Origin of the sequence: Caballeronia sp. TF1N1, from assembly GCF_022878925.1 — a bacterium.
Classification (GTDB): Bacteria; Pseudomonadota; Gammaproteobacteria; order Burkholderiales; family Burkholderiaceae; genus Caballeronia.
Genome location: NZ_CP084626.1, coordinates 310574 through 328120, shown reverse-complemented (window position 1 = coordinate 328120; position 17547 = coordinate 310574). Strand labels below are relative to the sequence as shown.

The 17547-nt window shown below is 61.1% G+C and carries 19 protein-coding genes and 1 other RNA gene; 5 read left to right on the top strand and 15 right to left on the bottom strand.

The features are described 5' to 3' along the window. Positions 1 to 7: 7 nt before the first annotated feature. Positions 8 to 589, top strand: a complete 582-nt coding sequence (gene ruvA, locus LDZ28_RS01585) for a Holliday junction branch migration protein RuvA (RefSeq protein WP_244826995.1) — start codon at positions 8 to 10, stop codon at positions 587 to 589. Positions 590 to 669: 80 nt separating this feature from the next. Continuing rightward, positions 670 to 1728 (top strand): Holliday junction branch migration DNA helicase RuvB, encoded by a 1059-nt coding sequence (gene ruvB / locus LDZ28_RS01580; protein ID WP_244826994.1) that lies wholly within the window; start codon positions 670 to 672, stop codon positions 1726 to 1728. 3 nt (positions 1729 to 1731) lie between these two features. Here ruvB and LDZ28_RS01575 read toward each other — a convergent pair whose 3' ends face one another. From LDZ28_RS01575 to tyrS, 3 genes are read right to left on the bottom strand one after another with little or no spacing between them, the layout of a single operon-like run. Then, positions 1732 to 2379, bottom strand: coding sequence for a histidine phosphatase family protein (locus tag LDZ28_RS01575; RefSeq protein WP_244826993.1), 648 nt, complete (start codon positions 2377 to 2379; stop codon positions 1732 to 1734). Next, complete coding sequence (dtd, locus tag LDZ28_RS01570; RefSeq protein WP_244826992.1) at positions 2376 to 2849, bottom strand: D-aminoacyl-tRNA deacylase; 474 nt, start codon at positions 2847 to 2849, stop codon at positions 2376 to 2378. Before dtd ends, LDZ28_RS01575 begins: the two co-directional genes overlap by 4 nt. Continuing rightward, positions 2846 to 4093, bottom strand: a complete 1248-nt coding sequence (gene tyrS / locus LDZ28_RS01565; protein ID WP_244826991.1) for a tyrosine--tRNA ligase — start codon at positions 4091 to 4093, stop codon at positions 2846 to 2848. Before tyrS ends, dtd begins: the two co-directional genes overlap by 4 nt. Before the next feature lie 330 nt (positions 4094 to 4423). Between tyrS and LDZ28_RS01560 the strand changes: the two genes are divergently transcribed. Beyond that, positions 4424 to 5515 (top strand): anhydro-N-acetylmuramic acid kinase, encoded by a 1092-nt coding sequence (locus LDZ28_RS01560; protein WP_244827957.1) that lies wholly within the window; start codon positions 4424 to 4426, stop codon positions 5513 to 5515. 68 nt (positions 5516 to 5583) lie between these two features. Here LDZ28_RS01560 and erpA read toward each other — a convergent pair whose 3' ends face one another. The 3 genes from erpA to rplM all read right to left on the bottom strand — a co-directional run bounded on the left by erpA (position 5584) and on the right by rplM (position 6991). Beyond that, positions 5584 to 5949 carry an iron-sulfur cluster insertion protein ErpA gene (gene erpA / locus LDZ28_RS01555; RefSeq protein ID WP_244826990.1) on the bottom strand — a complete coding sequence of 122 codons (366 nt, stop codon included), beginning with the start codon at positions 5947 to 5949 and terminating at the stop codon, positions 5584 to 5586. Positions 5950 to 6158: 209 nt separating this feature from the next. Continuing rightward, the gene (rpsI, locus tag LDZ28_RS01550; RefSeq protein ID WP_244826989.1) at positions 6159 to 6551 is read right to left on the bottom strand and encodes a 30S ribosomal protein S9; all 393 of its coding nucleotides are present in this window, start codon (positions 6549 to 6551) and stop codon (positions 6159 to 6161) included. Between the two features lie 11 nt (positions 6552 to 6562). Beyond that, positions 6563 to 6991: a 50S ribosomal protein L13 gene (gene rplM, locus LDZ28_RS01545; RefSeq protein ID WP_244826988.1), complete on the bottom strand. Its 429-nt coding sequence runs from the start codon at positions 6989 to 6991 to the stop codon at positions 6563 to 6565. A gap of 638 nt (positions 6992 to 7629) precedes the next feature. Between rplM and LDZ28_RS01540 the strand changes: the two genes are divergently transcribed. Beyond that, positions 7630 to 8052, top strand: coding sequence for an OsmC family protein (locus tag LDZ28_RS01540; RefSeq protein ID WP_244826987.1), 423 nt, complete (start codon positions 7630 to 7632; stop codon positions 8050 to 8052). Positions 8053 to 8116: 64 nt separating this feature from the next. On the opposite strand, the gene rnpB is transcribed toward LDZ28_RS01540, so the two are convergent. The 3 genes from rnpB to pyrC all read right to left on the bottom strand — a co-directional run bounded on the left by rnpB (position 8117) and on the right by pyrC (position 10547). Continuing rightward, positions 8117 to 8531, bottom strand: an RNA gene (gene rnpB / locus LDZ28_RS01535) — RNase P RNA component class A. A gap of 90 nt (positions 8532 to 8621) precedes the next feature. Next, the gene (locus tag LDZ28_RS01530) at positions 8622 to 9461 is read right to left on the bottom strand and encodes a DUF3025 domain-containing protein (protein ID WP_244826986.1); all 840 of its coding nucleotides are present in this window, start codon (positions 9459 to 9461) and stop codon (positions 8622 to 8624) included. Continuing rightward, positions 9462 to 10547: a dihydroorotase gene (pyrC, locus tag LDZ28_RS01525; RefSeq protein ID WP_244826985.1), complete on the bottom strand. Its 1086-nt coding sequence runs from the start codon at positions 10545 to 10547 to the stop codon at positions 9462 to 9464. A gap of 188 nt (positions 10548 to 10735) precedes the next feature. Between pyrC and LDZ28_RS01520 the strand changes: the two genes are divergently transcribed. After that, positions 10736 to 11638, top strand: a complete 903-nt coding sequence (locus LDZ28_RS01520) for a class II glutamine amidotransferase (RefSeq protein WP_244826984.1) — start codon at positions 10736 to 10738, stop codon at positions 11636 to 11638. A 73-nt stretch (positions 11639 to 11711) separates the two neighbouring features. Here LDZ28_RS01520 and LDZ28_RS01515 read toward each other — a convergent pair whose 3' ends face one another. From LDZ28_RS01515 to LDZ28_RS01490, 6 genes are all read right to left on the bottom strand, one after another. Beyond that, positions 11712 to 12437, bottom strand: coding sequence for an amino acid ABC transporter ATP-binding protein (locus tag LDZ28_RS01515; protein WP_244826983.1), 726 nt, complete (start codon positions 12435 to 12437; stop codon positions 11712 to 11714). After that, entirely contained in the window at positions 12434 to 13111 is a 678-nt protein-coding gene (gene gltK / locus LDZ28_RS01510) for a glutamate/aspartate ABC transporter permease GltK (RefSeq protein ID WP_244826982.1), read from the bottom strand. The genes LDZ28_RS01515 and gltK overlap by 4 nt, the downstream gene beginning before the upstream one ends. Further along, on the bottom strand, positions 13111 to 13851 hold the full coding sequence (locus LDZ28_RS01505) for an amino acid ABC transporter permease (protein ID WP_244826981.1): 741 nt from the start codon (positions 13849 to 13851) through the stop codon (positions 13111 to 13113). Before LDZ28_RS01505 ends, gltK begins: the two co-directional genes overlap by 1 nt. A 69-nt stretch (positions 13852 to 13920) precedes the next feature. Then, complete coding sequence (locus LDZ28_RS01500; protein WP_244826980.1) at positions 13921 to 14814, bottom strand: glutamate/aspartate ABC transporter substrate-binding protein; 894 nt, start codon at positions 14812 to 14814, stop codon at positions 13921 to 13923. Between the two features lie 310 nt (positions 14815 to 15124). Then, positions 15125 to 16438, bottom strand: a complete 1314-nt coding sequence (locus tag LDZ28_RS01495; protein ID WP_244826979.1) for a Glu/Leu/Phe/Val dehydrogenase — start codon at positions 16436 to 16438, stop codon at positions 15125 to 15127. A 109-nt stretch (positions 16439 to 16547) separates the two neighbouring features. Continuing rightward, entirely contained in the window at positions 16548 to 17519 is a 972-nt protein-coding gene (locus tag LDZ28_RS01490) for a LysR family transcriptional regulator (protein WP_244826978.1), read from the bottom strand. Positions 17520 to 17547 lie beyond the last annotated feature (28 nt).

Sequence of the window (17547 nt, the reverse complement as noted above, 5' to 3'; positions counted from 1 at the left end):
TGCACATATGATCGGTCGCATTGCCGGCGTTCTGCTGGAAAAAAATCCGCCGCATCTGCTCGTCGATTGTGGCGGCGTCGGCTACGAAATCGACGTGCCGATGAGCACCTTCTACAACCTGCCGCATGCCGGCGAGAAGGTCGTCCTGCTCACGCAGATGATCGTGCGTGAGGACGCGCATCTGCTGTACGGATTTCTCACCGCGCAGGAGCGTTCGACGTTTCGCGAGTTGTTAAAGATCAGCGGCATCGGCGCGCGCATGGCGCTGGCCGTGCTCTCCGGCATGAGCGTGCAGGAGCTCTCGCAAACGGTGACGACGCAGGACGCCGCGCGCCTCACGCGCGTGCCGGGCATCGGCAAGAAGACGGCCGAGCGTCTGCTGCTCGAACTCAAGGGCAAGCTCGGCGCCGATCTCGGCGCGATGGCAAGCGCGGCTTCGCAGTCCGATCACGCCTCCGACATCCTCAATGCCCTGCTTGCGCTCGGCTATTCCGAGAAAGAAGCGCTCACCGCGATTAAGAACGTGCCTGCCGGAACCGGCGTCTCCGAGGGCATCAAGCTCGCGCTCAAGGCGCTCTCGAAAGGCTGATTCTGCGGGCGTTTCGCGTGTTGCGCCATTAGGCCGTTCGGCCAGGTTCATCGCGGGAAAGCTCACTGTACAATCGACGGATGATCGAAACCGACAAACTCGCCGCTGAGCGCATCATCGCGGCCACGCCCGTCTCGCCGAACGAAGAAGCCTTCGAGCGCGCGTTGCGACCGCGCCAGCTCGACGAATACGTCGGCCAGGAAAAGGTGCGCGGCCAGCTCGAGATTTTCATCGAGGCGGCCAAGCGCCGTTCGGAAGCGCTCGATCATGTACTGCTGTTCGGGCCGCCGGGTCTCGGCAAGACGACACTCGCGCACATCATCGCGCGGGAAATGGGCGTTAATTTGCGACAGACCTCGGGGCCGGTGCTGGAACGCGCGGGCGACCTCGCTGCCCTCCTCACCAATCTCGAAGCGAATGACGTGTTGTTCATCGACGAGATCCATCGGCTCTCGCCGGTCGTCGAGGAAATTCTTTATCCGGCGCTGGAGGATTATCAGATCGACATCATGATCGGCGAAGGCCCGGCCGCGCGTAGCGTGAAACTGGATCTGCAGCCGTTCACGCTCGTCGGCGCGACCACGCGCGCGGGCATGTTGACCAATCCTCTGCGCGACCGCTTCGGCATTGTGTCGCGGCTCGAGTTTTATAACGCGAGCGAACTGGCGCGTATTGTGTCGCGTTCGGCTTCGTTGTTGAAGGCGGAGATCGTGCCCGAGGGCGCGCTCGAGATTGCGCGGCGTTCGCGTGGCACGCCGCGTATCGCGAACCGGCTGCTGCGCCGCGTGCGCGATTTCGCCGAGGTGAAAGCGGACGGCAACATTACCGCCGAAGTCGCGGATGCCGCGCTGAAGATGCTCGATGTCGATCCCGTCGGCTTCGACCTGATGGACCGCAAGCTGCTCGAAGCCATCCTGCAGAAGTTCGATGGCGGCCCGGTGGGCGTGGACAATCTCGCGGCGGCTATCGGCGAAGAGCGCGATACCATCGAAGACGTGCTGGAGCCGTATCTAATTCAGCAAGGGTATTTGCAACGCACGCCGCGCGGGCGCGTGGCGACGTTGCTGACGTATCGGCACTTCGGGCTGGCTGCGCCCGATGCAGGGCCGATTCGGGAGCTTTGGGATGCGAAGGGGTGAGGGTTAGGCTTGCTTTCGCAACCCATCGTCGTCCGTATCTGTCGCCAGATGCGAAACGTCGCCCCACGAAACCACCCTCGCCGCATCCCCGTCGTAATCCACGACATTGACGCTGCAATTCAACAACGGCCAGTCGCGAGCGTCCTGCAACGACAGCTGCTTAGCAAACCGATAGATGCAGTCCAGCACGCCGCCATGCGCCACGCACGCAATGCGCCCGCCCGGATGCGCGGCTAGGATAGGCTCCATTGCATGCACGACACGGTGATAAAACACCCGCTGTGATTCGCCACCCGGCGGCGTAAAACCCGGGTCCCGCGTTTGCCACTCGACGAACTCCGCAGGAAACTTCTCGCTGATCTCGTCGCTGTCGTGACCTTGAAACGCGCCGTACAAGCGCTCGCGCAGTCCCTTCGAAAGACACAGTTCGAGCCCGAGCGCATCCGCGAAAGGACGCGCCGTTTGCTGCGCGCGTTGCAGGTCACTCGAATAGACCGCATCGAGCCCGCCCTCGCGCGCCATGCGCCGGCCCAGTTGCTCGGCCTGCAGACGCCCGTGCTCGGAGAGCGGAATGTCGATATGCCCTTGTATGCGCTTGATGCGATTCCAGTCGGTTTCGCCGTGGCGAATGAAAAGGACCTGAGTGGTCATGGCGTTTCCGGTTGCGGCCGCACTTGCAGCCAGAATGTGACCGGCCCGTCGTTCACGAGCGATACCTGCATGTCCGCACCGAATTCGCCGGTCTCGACCACCGGATGCTTCTTGCGCGCCTCGCGCACGAAGTGGTCGAAGAGGCGCTTGCCTTCGTCGGGCGGCGCGGCGGGCGTGAAGCTCGGACGCAAGCCGCTCGACGTATCGGCGGCAAGCGTGAATTGCGACACCAACAAGACGCCGCCCGCGCGCCCCGCGCCATCCATGTTCTGCACGGAAAGATTCATCTTGCCGGCAGCGTCGCTGAAGACTCGATACGCAAGCATCTTCGCCAGCAGCTTGTCGGCGGTTGCTTCGTTGTCGCCGCGCTCGGCGCAGACCAGCGCGAGCAAGCCTGCGCCGATGGCGCCCGTGACACGCTCGCCCACGCGCACGTCGGCGCGCGCCACACGCTGGATGAGCGCAATCATGCGGTCAACGTGATCCGCGCAAAACGGCGCTTGCCGACTTGCACGACGAACTCGCCCGCCTCGACCTTCAAGCCTTTGTCGGTGATGGTCACGCCATCGATCTTCACGCCGTTCTGCTCGATGTTACGCAGCGCTTCGCTCGTCGATGGCGCGAGTCTCGCCTGCTTGAGCAACTGACCGATCGCGAGCGGCGCACCCGCGAGCGTGACGCTCGGGATATCGTCCGGCACGCCGCCCTTCGCGCGATGATTGAAGTCTTCGAGCGCGCGCTCGGCATCCGGCGCCGAATGAAAGCGCGTGACGATCTCCTGCGCCAGCAACACCTTGAAGTCGCGCGGATTGCGGCCGCCTTCCGCTTCCTTCTTGAAGCCCGCGATTTCCTCGATGCCGCGGAAAGACAGCAGTTCGAAATATCGCCACATGAGCACGTCGGAGATGCTCATCAGCTTGCCGAACATCTCCGTCGGCTTCTCGCTGATGCCAACGTAATTGTGTTTCGACTTCGACATCTTCTCGACGCCATCGAGACCTTCGAGCAACGGCATCGTCAGAATACATTGCTGCTCTTGACCGTATTGCTTTTGCAATTCGCGGCCGACAAGCAGATTGAATTTTTGGTCCGTGCCGCCGAGTTCGAGGTCCGCGTTCAGCGCGACGGAGTCGTAGCCTTGCATCAGCGGGTAAAGCAACTCGTGGATGGAAATGGGCACGCCGCCCTGAAAGCGCTTGGTGAAATCCTCGCGTTCCAGAATGCGCGCGACCGTGTAGCGCGATGCCAGCTTGATCATGCCGTCGGCGCCGAGCGGCATCGACCATTCGCTGTTGTAGCGAATCTCGGTCTTCTCGCGGTCGAGCACGAGCGCGGCCTGTTCGAAATACGTCTTTGCGTTGTTTTCGATCTGCTCGCGTGTGAGCGGCGGGCGGGTGGCGTTGCGGCCGGAGGGATCGCCGATCAGCGAAGTGAAATCGCCGATCAGAAAAATGACCTGATGCCCGAGGTCCTGCAACTGGCGCATCTTGTTCAGCACGACCGTATGGCCGATATGAATGTCCGGCGCCGTCGGATCGAGGCCGAGCTTGATGCGCAGCGGCTTGCCCGTGGCCGCGCTTTTGGCGAGCTTCTGCGCGAATTCGTCTTCGATCAGCAGTTCGTCGCAACCGCGCTTGGCGATGGCGAGCGCGTTGCGCACTTCGTCGGTAATCGGAAAGGCTTGCGCGGCAGGTGCGTTGGATTCAGTGGTCATGCTTTGCGGCTTGTGAGGTCAAAATGAGCGGTCGCGGGCGGCACTAACGCCGATGACGAAGCCGTCCGAACAACGCGGCGACATTCGCGAAAATGAGTGCAATTGCAGGTTCGAGCCGACGATTTTACGCGATGACGTGCCCTTTCGCGCCCTTTCGGCCAGCAATCACGCCCGAATTGCAGAACGAGGCTTTTGACGCCGCTTAACGATTCGGCCAGTTACGCGGATAATCGCGGCTTAGCGGACTCGAGCGAATCGAAGGAGAGCAGCGTGGGTAAAAAGACCGAGGTAATCGAAAGCGGCGCGGCGGACGGCGTGTACTTCGGTTTGATGTCCGGCACGAGCATGGATGGCGTCGATGGCGTCGCGGTGCAGTTCGCGACCGGCAAGACGCCCGTTGTTCTTGGCGAGGCTCACGTCTCGTTCTCGAAGGGTTTGCGCGACGCGCTTTTCGAACTGCAAGCGCCCGGCGCCAACGAGCTTGAACGCGAGGCGCTCGCCGCCAACGCGCTCGCCACGCGCTACGCCGTTTGCTGCCACGAATTGCAGAGCATGAGCGGCTATTCGTCCACAAAGGTGCGCGCAATCGGCGTGCATGGCCAGACGGTGCGGCATCGGCCGGAAAAGGGTTACACGCGCCAGATCAACAATCCCGCGTTGCTGGCGGAAATGACGAACATCGACGTAATAGCAGATTTCCGCAGCCGCGATGTCGCCGCCGGCGGCCAGGGCGCGCCGCTCGTGCCGGCGTTTCACGCGACGCTCTTCGGCGCGAAAAACGAAACGCGCGTGGTCTGCAATCTCGGCGGTATCAGCAACATCACGATTCTCTCGGCGAGCGGCGCGGTACGCGGCTTCGACTGCGGCCCGGCAAATGCGCTGCTCGACGAATGGGCGCTTCGTCATCTGCAAAGACCCTATGACGATGGCGGACAATTCGCGGCATCGGGTCAAGTCAATCAGGCGCTCTTGAACGCGTTTCTCGATGAACCGTTCTTTCAGGAAGCACCGCCCAAGAGTACCGGGCGCGACTTGTTCAATCCCGCATGGCTCGACGCCAAACGCGCGGCGTTCACGGGCCTCGCTCCCGCCGATGTACAAGCCACGCTCGCCGCGCTGACGGCGACTTCGGTGGCGCGCGAGATCGAACGTCACGCATCCGACGCCCGCGCGGTCTACGTTTGCGGCGGCGGCGCGCGTAATCCGGTGTTGCTCAGGATGCTTCAACAGGCGCTGGAAGAAAGCGGCGTGGCGGGCGTTCCCGTCATGACGACCGACGCGCTCGGCGTGCCGCCGCAACAGGTCGAGGCTTTTGCCTTCGCGTGGCTCGCAATGCGCTGCGTCGCGCGCAAGCCCGGCAATCTGGCAGCCGTGACGGGCGCAGCGGGCGAACGCGTGCTCGGCGCAATCTATCCGCACTGAGCCCACTAAAGCCTGAAACGAAAACGGAGCCCGAAGGCTCCGTTTTTCATTCGACCGCTAAACCGAACTCAGACCGAGAACGACGATCCGCAACCGCAAGTGGTCGTGGCGTTCGGATTCTTGATCACGAACTGCGCGCCGTTGAGGTCGTCCTTATAGTCGATCTCCGCGCCGACGAGATATTGATAGCTCATCGAATCGACGAGCAATTGCACGCCCGCCTTGTCCATCACGGTATCGTCTTCGTTGACGGCTTCGTCGAACGTAAAACCATACTGGAAGCCCGAGCATCCGCCGCCCTGCACGAACACGCGCAGCTTCAGTTCCGGATTGCCTTCTTCATCGATCAATTGCTTGACCTTGTCCGCGGCCGCGTCGGTGAAGACGAAGGGCAAAGGCATCTCGGTCGTGGGGGTGTCGCTCACAGTGCTCATTCGAATTCTCCAATTAAGCTTCTAACCGCTATTGTAGGGCTCTTCCTAACATCGTGCTCGATGTCCATGAAATCAATGGGCTAAAGCAAATTCGACACAATTTGGCGCAGCGCGCGTCAGAACAAAAAAAAGCCGCCGGCACGTGCGGTGCGGGCGGCTTTTTCGGGCAGCTTCGCGTCCAGTAAGACGGAGGCGGAGCGCCAAAGCGCTTAACGCTTCGAGAACTGCTTCCGGCGGCGTGCCTTGTGGAAACCGACCTTCTTACGTTCCACTTCACGCGCGTCGCGGGTGACGAAGCCAGCGTTCGACAGTTGCGACTTGAGCGTTGCGTCGTAGTCCATCAGCGCGCGGGTGATGCCGTGGCGAACCGCGCCTGCCTGACCCGTTTCACCGCCGCCCGACACGTTGACCTTGATGTCGAACGTGCTTGCGTGATTCGTGAGTTCCAGCGGCTGACGCACGATCATCAGCGAGGTTTCGCGCGAGAAGTAGTCGGCGATGGGCTTGCCATTGACGACGATATCGCCCTTGCCCGACTTGATGAAGACGCGAGCGACGGCGCTCTTGCGGCGGCCCGTACCGTAGTTCCAGTTACCGATCATGTGGGCTCCCCTTAGATCTCGAGCGCTTTAGGCTGTTGAGCCGTATGCGGATGCGTTGCTTCGGCGTAGACCTTCAGCTTCTTGATCATTGCGTAGCCGAGCGGACCCTTCGGCAGCATGCCCTTCACGGCCTTCTCGAGCGCGCGGCCCGGGAAACGCTCTTGCATTTTGCCAAACGTCGTTTCATAGATGCCGCCCGGGTAGCCCGAGTGACGATAGTACTTCTTGTCCGTAGCTTTATTGCCCGTGACCTTCAGCTTGCCGGCGTTGATGATGATGATGAAATCACCAGTGTCGACGTGCGGGGTGAATTCAGGCTTGTGCTTGCCGCGAAGACGGCGTGCCACTTCGCTGGCGACACGGCCGAGAACCTTATCCGTCGCGTCAATCACGTACCATTCACGCGTCACCTCATGGGCTTTTGCGGAAAACGTCTTCATGATCGATCCAAAAATTTAAATCTGCCCTTGGCTGTTTTCAGCCTTTACCTTTGTTCGGTCCTGCTTATATGAGCGTTCAAGAACTTGCGTTCAGGACGCGCGGCAGGCTCTCCCTGACTTCTCTTCGCGGGCGTGGAACGAAGAGAACTTTGAATTATAAAGGGAAATAGTCGCGGAGGTCAAAAGAATGACGCTATTGGCCCGCCGCATGGGCGCTGTGGGCGAAAAAAAGCCCGAGCGCTGAGGGCTCGGGCTTAATCCACCAAAGGAGGAGGTGGAGGAGACGCGGTAGATGTGTCTAACTGCGACAACCAATGAAACGAGTATAGGCACGGTCATGCGGGGAGGCAAGAAGATTTGCATCGTGAAAGATGAGTTCATAATGTGGAATTTCCATAAAGGTGCAGTGCGCGCGACTTCCCCTTATAAAACATCGCGATAGAACGGATTCAGCGGTCATCCAGAGCGATCCAACCCGCTAGAGTCCTCCCTCCACTTCGCGAATCTGTTATCCGACAGCAATACCCTCACGTAAAGGTTTGCTCGTCAACCGGTAGATGCGCGCATGCGCAGCCATCCCGACGACCGCGAGCCGCTACAATGAAACCCCTGTAAACGTAGAACGCTGGAGCCTGAGCATGGAAAGCAAAGTGAGCTGGATGGGACCGGACGGCATGGCGTTCGCGGCCGAAACGGGCAGCGGTCATATCGTCACGATGGACGGAGCGCCCGAAGGCGGCGGACGCAATCTCGCGCCGCGTCCGATGGAAATGGTGCTGCTTGGCACCGGCGGCTGCACCGCCTACGACGTGGTGATGATCTTGAAAAAGAGCCGCCAGGAGATTCAAGGCTGCTCCGTCACGCTCAAGGCCGATCGCGCGAGCGAAGATCCCAAGGTCTTCACGAAGATTCACTTTCACTTTACGGTCACGGGCAAGAATCTGAACCCGGCGACCGTCGAGCGCGCGATCAACCTGTCGCATGACAAGTATTGCTCGGCGTCGATCATGCTGGCGAAGACCGCCGAACTGACGCATTCGTTCGATATCGTCGAAGTCTGAGCGAGCGCGCAAGCAAAAAAGAGCCGGCGTCACGCGCGTGACGCCGGCTCTTTCTTTTGGAATACGACAAAGCGGGCCGATAAGCCGGATTCTGTGCACGCAATACGCCCGAAAGCAATCGCGCGTGGCAGTCATTCCTCTAGGCGCGCCATTGCTGACGCGCTCAAGCTTCCTACCCGCAGACGAACGGGGGCACCGTCCTGCATCTCGAAGATGCGCGCCTGCCTATTTGGAATTGCTCCGGGTGGAGGTTACCGTGCCGGCCAGTCTCACGATGGCCGCGGTGCGCTCTTACCGCACCGTTTCACCCTTACCTGATCTCCCGACTTGCGCCAGGAGCCATCGGCGGTTTGCTTTCTGTTGCCCTGTTCCGCGTGTTGCCACGGATGGCCGTTAGCCATCACCCTGCCCTGTGGAGTCCGGACTTTCCTCGCCCTCGACGCACGAAACGTCGAAGCCGCGACTGCCTGGCCTGCTTTGCGGGGTCGATTCTAGCATCGGGTATCTACTGCATCTCGAGGAATAGCTTTTTGCTTGCGAATCGTGCGCGCTGCGTTCGCCGCGACGTCTCACGCGCTGCGTCTGCCCGGACGAAACACTGTCGTATCGTCGTAAAACTCGGGGGATTCGTTTGCTTGCCACCAGCCCGGCACGCCAAGCACAGGTATCGGCGAGAAAGCGCGGCTTTCGATCGTCCCGGCATTAAGGCTTGCCGTTACGCGTTCATCGAGCAAGGCGCGGCGGGCGGTATCGTCAAGAGAGAAGTAGTCAGCGGGCACCGGCACGAGCCACGCGTGACCCGTGCACGCCTTGTACGGCGCAACGAGTTTCTCCAGCAACGCGTGTCCGAAGATGCGCGCCTCACAACGCGTACCCCACGCCGGACGGCCTTCGATGAAAAGCGCACGCCAGTCGAAGCGGCGCAAGGCATCGGCGAGCATTGCGTCCGAGTACGCGAAAAACACCGCGTTTTCGTCGAAAAGCGTAAGCGCGTCGCGCACGCCGCCGCGCGTCGGACCGATACCGCGCGTCTCGATCTGCTCGGCCTGTCGCGCATTGAGCGCCGCCTTGACGCGCGGATACGCAAACCACATCAGGCCGTTGAAAAAATCGTGGAGGTTATGGCGCGTGGGCACGCATCCCGTTTCGGCGATATGCCCTTCATACGACGCCCCGTCCGGCAAGGCTTCCTGCGCGATAAACGCGAGCGGCCGAGCGCGCCCCGTGACATGCGCGGCGGCTTGGGCGTCGTCGTTCAGGACGGACAAATAGCGCGCCGGGCTATCGAGCGCGGCGGCTTGCCAGCGCCTGCCGCGCGTTTCGATCGATGGTAACCACGGGCGCGTCCAGTCTATTGCCGCGAAACGGCCAACGCCGTCTTCAGCCGCCGCCCCCGACGCGCCGCTCACTCAACTTGCCTCCACGAAGCGCCATCCGATCGATTCCCCGCCACGCAGCGGCACGACCTCTTCGTCGCCGACGGAAAACTCGGCGGGCAGCGTCCACGATGCGCGCTCGAGCGTCACTTTCTCCGCGCTGCGCGGCAGGCCGTAGAAATCCGCGCCATGAAAGCTCGCGAAACCTTCCAGTTTGTCGAGCGCGCCGGCTTTATCGAAGGCTTCCGTATAGAGTTCGAGCGCGTGGAGCGCCGTGTAACAGCCCGCGCAACCGCACGCGTGCTCTTTCAAGCCTTTCGGATGCGGCGCGCTGTCCGTGCCGAGGAAAAAGCGCGCGTTGCCGGAAGTCGCCGCCTCGACCAGCGCCACGCGATGCGTCTCGCGCTTCAACACCGGCAGGCAGTAGTAATGCGGCCGGATGCCGCCCACGAGAATGGCATTACGGTTGAACAGCAGGTGATGCGCGGTGATGGTCGCGCCGATCGTGCCATCCGGACCTTCGGCGTCGCGCACGTAGCCGGCGGCGTCTTTCGTCGTAATGTGCTCGAACACGACCTTGAGCGCGGGGAAATCGCGGCGCAGCGGCAGCAGCACGCGGTCGATGAACACCTTCTCGCGATCGAAGATATCGATATCGCCATCGGTCACTTCGCCGTGGATGAGCAGCGGCATGCCCGTTTCCTGCATGACTTCGAGCGTCTTCGCGCATTTGCCGAGGCTCGTCACGCCCGCGTCCGAATTGGTCGTCGCGCCCGCCGGATAAAGCTTCACACCGTGCACGAAGCCGCTTTCGCGCGCCCGGCGGATCTCGTCAGGCGGCGTGTTGTCGGTGAGATAGAGCGTCATCAGCGGCTCGAAACGCGCGGCGGCGCCGTCTTTCGGCAGCGCGGCCAGAATGCGCTCGCGATAAGCCGCAGCCATTTCCGTGGTCGTCACAGGCGGCTTCAGATTCGGCATGATGATCGCGCGACCGAACTGGCGCGCCGTATGCGGCAGGACGGCGGCGAGCATTGCGCCGTCGCGCACGTGCAGATGCCAGTCGTCGGGACGCGCAATCGTGAGTGTCGTGAGCGAATCGGGCGAGGCGGAATTGGACATGGCGTGATGGCGGCGGAAACGTTGGAGTCGGGAGATCTAAAGACCTGGCAAAAACATCCGTGGAAAATTGACAACGCCGCGTTTTGCCCGACGCCGTTCGAATTTTGGATGACTGCCCCGGTGATATGCTTGTCGGACGTATTGTAACAACGGGCTCAATGCCCTTACCGGCTCTCGCTTTCAGCAACATGTGCCAACTTCTCGGAATGAATTGCGCCGAACCGACCGATGTGACGTTCTCGTTCACCGGGTTCGCCGCGCGTGGCGGGGTCACGGATCACCACGCGGACGGCTGGGGTATCGCGTTCTTCGAGGACAAGGCGTGCCGGCTTTTCATCGACCATGAATCGTCCGCCAAGTCGCCGCTCGCGGAGATGGTGAAGCGCTATCCGATCAAATCGAAGAACACCATCGCGCATATTCGCAAGGCGACGCAAGGGCATATCCTGTTGGAAAACTGCCATCCGTTCCTGCGTGAGTTGTGGGGACGGCACTGGATCTTCGCGCACAACGGCGATCTCAAAGACTACGCGCCCGAACTGAACGGCCTGTATCAACCCGTCGGCAACACGGACAGCGAGCTTGCCTTTTGCACGCTGCTGGAAGGTTTGCGCAAGGCGTTTCCGCGCTCGCAGCCGCCGCTGGAAGAATTGTTCGACGCGCTCGCCTCACTTACAGGCGAGATCACGAAGCACGGCGTGTTCAATTTCCTGATGTCCAACGGCCAAGCGCTCTTCTCGCACTGCTCGACGCATTTGTACTATCTGGTTCGCAGTTGGCCGTTTTCGACCGCGCATCTGATCGACGCGGACATGTCGATCGATTTCGCCAAGTACACGACGCCGGAAGATCGCGTGGCGGTCATCGCCACCTCGCCGCTCACCGATAACGAAGTCTGGACGCGTTTTGCGCCCGGCGATCTCGCCATGTTCCAGAAAGGCGCGCTCTCGCGCACGGTGAACATTCCGGTGCCGGATGAAGTCGCGAAGAAGGCCGCCGAGCCGCTTGCCAAAGCGTGCGTGGGATCGGCGCTGAAGATCGAGCAAATTCAGTCGACGGCGTCGGTGGAAACCGAACTCGGGATCGAATAAAAACAGAATCGAACGCTAAATAAAAACGGCCTTCCTCACGGAAGGCCGTTTTGCATGACGCCGCGAAAACGCGTCAGTGCAGGATTTTCGCCAGAAAGTCCTTCGCGCGATCCGACTTCGGATTCGCAAAGAACGCTTCCTTCTGGTCGTCCTCGACGATCAATCCCTTGTCCATGAAGATCACGCGATGCGCGACCTTCTTCGCGAAGCCCATTTCGTGCGTCACGCACATCATGGTCATGCCTTCCTGCGCGAGTTCGACCATCACGTCGAGCACTTCGTTGATCATCTCGGGATCGAGCGCGGAGGTCGGTTCGTCGAAGAGCATGGCGATCGGGTCCATGGACAGCGCGCGGGCAATCGCCACGCGTTGCTGCTGACCGCCCGACAACTGGCCCGGAAACTTGTCCGCGTGCGCGCGCAGGCCCACGCGATCGAGCAGTTTGAGACCCTTCGTCGTCGCTTCGTCGTTCGATCGGCCCAGCACCTTGATCTGCGCGAGCGTCAGGTTCTGCACGATCGACAGATGCGGAAACAACTCGAAATGCTGGAACACCATGCCGACCTTCGAACGCAGCTTCGAGAGATTGGTCTTCTTGTCCGTGAGCGATTGACCGTTGATGGTGATCTCGCCCTTCTGAAACGGTTCGAGACCGTTCACGGTCTTGATGAGCGTCGACTTCCCCGAACCCGACGGGCCGCACACCACGACGACCTCGCCTTTCTTCACTTCGGTCGTGCAGTCCGTCAGCACCTGGAACTGCCCGTACCACTTGGAAACATTCTTGATAGAGATCATCTTGCGACCTTTTTCTGAAGACTTTTTACGAGTGCCGATGCCAACACGCAAACCACGAAATAGCACGCGCCGGCGAACAGCACCATCTCGACGGTCGTGCCGTCGCGGTCGCCGATGTTCGTCGCCGTGCGGAAGAAGTCCGCGAGACTGATCACGTAGACGAGCGACGTATCCTGGAACAGGACGATTGCCTGCGTGAGCAACAGCGGCACCATTGCGCGGAAAGCCTGCGGCAGCACGACGAGTTTCATCGCCTGGCCGTAGGTCATGCCGAGTGCGAACGCCGCGTTCACCTGACCGCGCGCCACTGCCTGAATGCCCGCGCGAATGATCTCCGAATAGTACGCAGCTTCGAAGAGCGAGAACGCGACCATCGCGGAAGCGAGGCGAATGTCGATATCGGCGGATAAGCCGAGCACATTCTGCAGCAACTGCGGCACGATCAGGAAGAACCACAGCAACACCATCACGAGCGGAATCGAGCGGAACACCGTGACGTAAGCGCTCGCGAACCACTGCAAGGGCTTCACGCCCGACAGACGAAACAGCGCGAGCACCGTGCCCCAGACAATGCCGATCACGATGGCGAGCACCGTGATCTGCAGCGTGATGATGGCGCCCGTCCACAGCGTGGGCCACGCGCCCACAATGCCGCTCCAGTTGAATTGATGCATTACTTGCCTCCGATGTAGCCAGGCAACCGGGTCTTCGCTTCGACCCAGCGCATCAGGTTCATCACGACGAGGTTGATGAGCATGTAAGCGAGCGTCACCGCGATGAACGACTCATACGTCTGCGCCGTGTAGTCGACGAGTTGCCGCGCCTGTGCCGAAAGGTCGAGCAGACCGATGGTCGACGCGACCGCCGAATTCTTGAACACGTTGAGGAATTCCGACGTGAGCGGCGGCACGATGATGCGATAAGCGACCGGCATCAACACATAGCGATACGTCTGCCATTGCGTGAAGCCCATCGCGAGACCCGCGTTGCGTTGACCAGGCGGCAGCGCGCTGATGCCCGAGCGCACCTGTTCGCACACGCGCGCGCCGGTGAAGAGTCCGAGACAGATGATCGACGAGGAAAAGAACTGCGCCGATGGCGGCAGTTGCTTGAACCAGTTGCCGATGGAAGGCGGCAGCAACTCGGGTATCACCAGATACCAGACGAAGAACTGCACGATCAATGGAACATTACGGAAGATCGCGACATAGACAGTGCCGATGGCCGCCAGGAAGCGATTCGGGACCGTGCGCAAGATGCCGAACAACGAGCCGACCACAAGCGCGATCACCCAAGCCGCGAGCGACACGGTAATCGTCACCCAGAAGCCGGAAATCAGCCAGCCGAGATACGTGGTGGGCTCGCCGGTCGAAACCGGACTCAGCAGAATGCCCCAGTTCCAGTGGTAAGACATGGACCTCACTCCAAAAAGAAACGGAAGAAGCAAGCTCCTTCCGTCTCGTTCGCTCGATAGTCGAACCGGTTAGTCGATTACTTTGTCATTCGGGCTCTTGAAGAGAGCCTTGATGTCGTCGCTTTCCGGGAAGTTGAGGTTGAGGCCCTTCGGCGGAATCGGGCTTTCGAACCACTTCTTGTAGATCTTGTCGGCGTCGCCCGAGGTTTCCACCTTGGCGATGGCGTCGTCCACGACCTTCTTGAACTCGGGGTCGTTCTTGCGCATCATGCAGCCGTACGCTTCATGCGATTGCGGCGCGCCGACGATCACGAAATCGTTCGGCGTGTTGGACTTGGCGCGTTCGCCCGCGAGCAGCGCATCGTCCATCATGAACGCGACGGCGCGGCCGGTCGACAGCGTGAGGAACGACTCGCCGTGATCCTTCGCGCTGATGATGTTCATGCCCATGCTCTTGTCCTGATTCATCTTGCGAAGCAGGCGTTCCGAAGTCGTGCCGGCGGTCGTCACGACCGTCTTGCCCTTCAGGTCCGCCCAGTCCTTCACGCCGGAATCCTTCTTGGTCATGAGGCGCGTGCCGATCACGAAAATCGTGTTCGAGAAGGCCACTTGCTGCTGACGTTCCGCGTTGTTCGTGGTCGAGCCGCACTCGAGGTCCACCGTGCCGTTCTGCACGAGCGGAATGCGGTTTTGCGACGTGACCGGCGTGAGCTTCACCTTCAGATTCGGCATGTTGAGCTTCTGCTTGACCGCTTCCACGACCTGCAGCGCGAACTCATGCGAATAGCCGACGACGTTCTGCTTGTCGTCGTAGTACGAGAAAGGAATGGACGACTCGCGATGCCCCAGCGAGATCACACCCGTGTCCTTGATTTTCTTGAGCGTGCCGGCGTCTTGCGCGTGAGCGCTCGCCGCGATGAATCCGAGCGCGGCGATAAGCAGCGCAGCTTTTTTAATCTTCATGTGTTCGATCTCCTGTGGCAAAAATCGGGGCAAGTTTAGCAGGGTAATTATTCTGAAAGAATGATTGTTAACCCACTCTGTCTTATTTTCGGGATGTCGGCGGAAAGGTCACCGGCATTGGCGCTTGAGCACTTACTTCAGTCGAGCCGTGTCGCGACAGAAAACCGCGATGTTATAGCAATCCTCATGCAAATGCGGGCGACGTCCCGAAGGAGCGTCGCCCGCAAAATTTCATCAATCGTTCATGCGGCACGCGTCATGCGAACCGCTTGCCTCATGCCACATCCGACACGAGCGCGTGGCCATGCGATCAGGGATACAGGCCGCGCATTTCACGCGCCATGAGAATGCGCGTACAGGCCACGATGAACGCCGCCGTGCGCACCGAAACCTTATGCTCGCTCGCCACTTGCCAAACCGCCGCAAACGCTTCACGCATGACGCGTTCGAGCCGCTGGTTGATCTCGTCCTCGGTCCAGAAGAAGCTGGAGAAGTCCTGCACCCATTCGAAATATGACACCGTCACGCCGCCCGCATTCGCCACCACGTCGGGGATCACGAGCACGCCCTTGTCGTGGAGGATGTCGTCGGCGGCCGTCGTGGTCGGGCCGTTCGCGCCTTCCACGACGATCTTCGTTCTGATCTTCGGCGCGTTCTTCTCGGTAATCTGGCCTTCCAGCGCGGCCGGAATGAGGATGTCGGTCTCGATGGTCCAGAACTCGTCCGCCGATACCGGATCGGCGCCAGCAAAGCCGCCAACGCCGCCGTTCTGCGCGACGTGCTCGGCGAGCGCGAGCGTGTCGATACCCTTCGAGTTGTAAAGCGTGCCCGTGTGATCCTGCACCGCGATGACCCGCGCGCCCGCTTCCTGGAACAGCCGCGCCGCGATTCCGCCGACGTTGCCGAAGCCCTGCACCGCGATACGCGCGCCTTCGATCTCGAGCCCCATGCGACGCGCCGCTTCCGAGCCGACGACGAACACTCCGCGCCCTGTCGCTTCCTTGCGGCCGAGCGAGCCGCCAAGCGCGATCGGCTTGCCGGTCACGACCCCCGTAGCCGTTTGCCCCTGGTTCATGGAGTACGTGTCCATCATCCAAGCCATGATCTGCTCGTTCGTGTTCACGTCCGGCGCGGGAATGTCCGTGTTCGGCCCGATGATGATGCCGATCTCGCTCGTGTACCGGCGCGTCAGGCGTTCGAGCTCGCCACGCGAGAGCATGCGCGGATCGACGCGAATACCGCCTTTCGCGCCGCCGTACGGCACGTTCACTGCCGCGTTCTTTACCGACATCCACGCGGACAAAGCCATCACTTCGGAAAGCGTCACGTCCTGGTGATAACGCACGCCGCCCTTGCCGGGACCGCGCGACGTGTTGTGCTGCACGCGATAGCCTTCGAAATGCGCGACGGTGCCGTTGTCGAGTTCGATCGGGCAATCGACTATGAGAATGCGCTTCGGGCGCTTGAGGGTTTCAAGCCAACGGGAGAGAGAACCGAGATACGGTGCGACGCGATCGACCTGCTGCAAGTAGTTGCCCCAGGGGCCGAGATCGTCGGCATGGAGGTACGACGGGATCGCGTGTTTGGCGTCCGGCGCTTGCAGCGAGTGCTTCGAAGAGGACAATTGATGCTCCAGCGGTGAAGGAATGCGCCCATTGTCGAAAAACAGCGTGCGCAATGCCAATGCCGTTTGCTCATTCGATCATGCGTTTCTTGCATAACGTCGCAAACGCTTATCCACCGGGCTTTTGCGCCGATGCATCGAGCACTTCTTCGCCTACTGCATCCCAAAGCGCGCGGATCAACGCCTGACGCGGTTCCTCTCCTTGAGCGGCCAGTTTGTCGCGGTAGAGGCGGATCTCCATCGTCAGCGTGAACTGACCGGCGCTCGTGCCGCGTGTTCCCCTGTCGAGCCGGATCAGCTTGCCTTCTTCCACTGCGTCTTCGACCGCGCTGTGCGGCAGGAACGCGACACCGTGACCGGCAAGCGCCATTGCCTTGAGGCCTTCGGCCATGTCGGTCTCGTAGACCTTGTCGAGATAGAGGCGCGTGGGCGCCGTCGCGATGATCACCTCCGTCATGCGGCCGAGATACGCGTTCTGCGTGTAGGACAGATACGGCGCGGGCGCATCCGCGCTTGCGGGCAGCGTGTAGCGCGCGCGTCCGCCCTTGTTGGGCGCGGAGAACGGACTGATTGGCTCGCTACCGAGCGTGAGCATGTCGTAACGCGCGGGATCGAGCGCGACGGGATGACTCGGATGGTGATAGCCCATCACGAGATCGCAGCCGCCTTCGACGAGCGACAGCACCGCGTCGTGCACGTTGAGCGCGCGCAAGCGTGTGCGGATGCGCCCGAGCCGCGCTTCGACGTGTTCGAGCCAGCGCGGAAAATAAGTCAGCGACAACGTGTGCGGCACCGCGAACTCGATGGTCGCCGCGGGCACGCCACCTTGACCGCGCAGCAGCATGCGGGCTTCGTGAAACTGCGAAAGCATGGCGAGCGCTTGCTCGTAGAAGACCTGACCGGCTTGCGTCAGACGCGTCGGATACACCGAACGGTCGATGAGCTCGGTGCCGAGCCACGCTTCGAGCGCCTGGATGCGCCGCGAAAACGCGGGCTGCGTGATATGCCGAAGTTCTGCCGAGCGGCTAAAGCTGCGCGTCTCCGCGAGCGAGACGAAGTCTTCGAGCCATTTGAGTTCCATCGTGGATGAGCGCCATGCGCGCGCTATG

Excerpts from the sequence above, each read along its gene's own strand:
- ruvA (WP_244826995.1), top strand. The coding sequence starts at position 8 with ATGATCGGTCGCATTGCCGGCGTTCTGCTGGAAAAAAATCCGCCGCAT.
- ruvB (WP_244826994.1), top strand. The coding sequence starts at position 670 with ATGATCGAAACCGACAAACTCGCCGCTGAGCGCATCATCGCGGCCACG.
- LDZ28_RS01575 (WP_244826993.1), bottom strand. The coding sequence starts at position 2,379 with ATGACCACTCAGGTCCTTTTCATTCGCCACGGCGAAACCGACTGGAAT.
- dtd (WP_244826992.1), bottom strand. The coding sequence starts at position 2,849 with ATGATTGCGCTCATCCAGCGTGTGGCGCGCGCCGACGTGCGCGTGGGC.
- tyrS (WP_244826991.1), bottom strand. The coding sequence starts at position 4,093 with ATGACCACTGAATCCAACGCACCTGCCGCGCAAGCCTTTCCGATTACC.
- LDZ28_RS01560 (WP_244827957.1), top strand. The coding sequence starts at position 4,424 with ATGTCCGGCACGAGCATGGATGGCGTCGATGGCGTCGCGGTGCAGTTC.
- erpA (WP_244826990.1), bottom strand. The coding sequence starts at position 5,949 with ATGAGCACTGTGAGCGACACCCCCACGACCGAGATGCCTTTGCCCTTC.
- rpsI (WP_244826989.1), bottom strand. The coding sequence starts at position 6,551 with ATGATCGGTAACTGGAACTACGGTACGGGCCGCCGCAAGAGCGCCGTC.
- rplM (WP_244826988.1), bottom strand. The coding sequence starts at position 6,991 with ATGAAGACGTTTTCCGCAAAAGCCCATGAGGTGACGCGTGAATGGTAC.
- LDZ28_RS01540 (WP_244826987.1), top strand. The coding sequence starts at position 7,630 with ATGGAAAGCAAAGTGAGCTGGATGGGACCGGACGGCATGGCGTTCGCG.
- pyrC (WP_244826985.1), bottom strand. The coding sequence starts at position 10,547 with ATGTCCAATTCCGCCTCGCCCGATTCGCTCACGACACTCACGATTGCG.
- LDZ28_RS01520 (WP_244826984.1), top strand. The coding sequence starts at position 10,736 with ATGTGCCAACTTCTCGGAATGAATTGCGCCGAACCGACCGATGTGACG.
- LDZ28_RS01515 (WP_244826983.1), bottom strand. The coding sequence starts at position 12,437 with ATGATCTCTATCAAGAATGTTTCCAAGTGGTACGGGCAGTTCCAGGTG.
- gltK (WP_244826982.1), bottom strand. The coding sequence starts at position 13,111 with ATGCATCAATTCAACTGGAGCGGCATTGTGGGCGCGTGGCCCACGCTG.
- LDZ28_RS01505 (WP_244826981.1), bottom strand. The coding sequence starts at position 13,851 with ATGTCTTACCACTGGAACTGGGGCATTCTGCTGAGTCCGGTTTCGACC.
- LDZ28_RS01500 (WP_244826980.1), bottom strand. The coding sequence starts at position 14,814 with ATGAAGATTAAAAAAGCTGCGCTGCTTATCGCCGCGCTCGGATTCATC.
- LDZ28_RS01490 (WP_244826978.1), bottom strand. The coding sequence starts at position 17,519 with ATGGAACTCAAATGGCTCGAAGACTTCGTCTCGCTCGCGGAGACGCGC.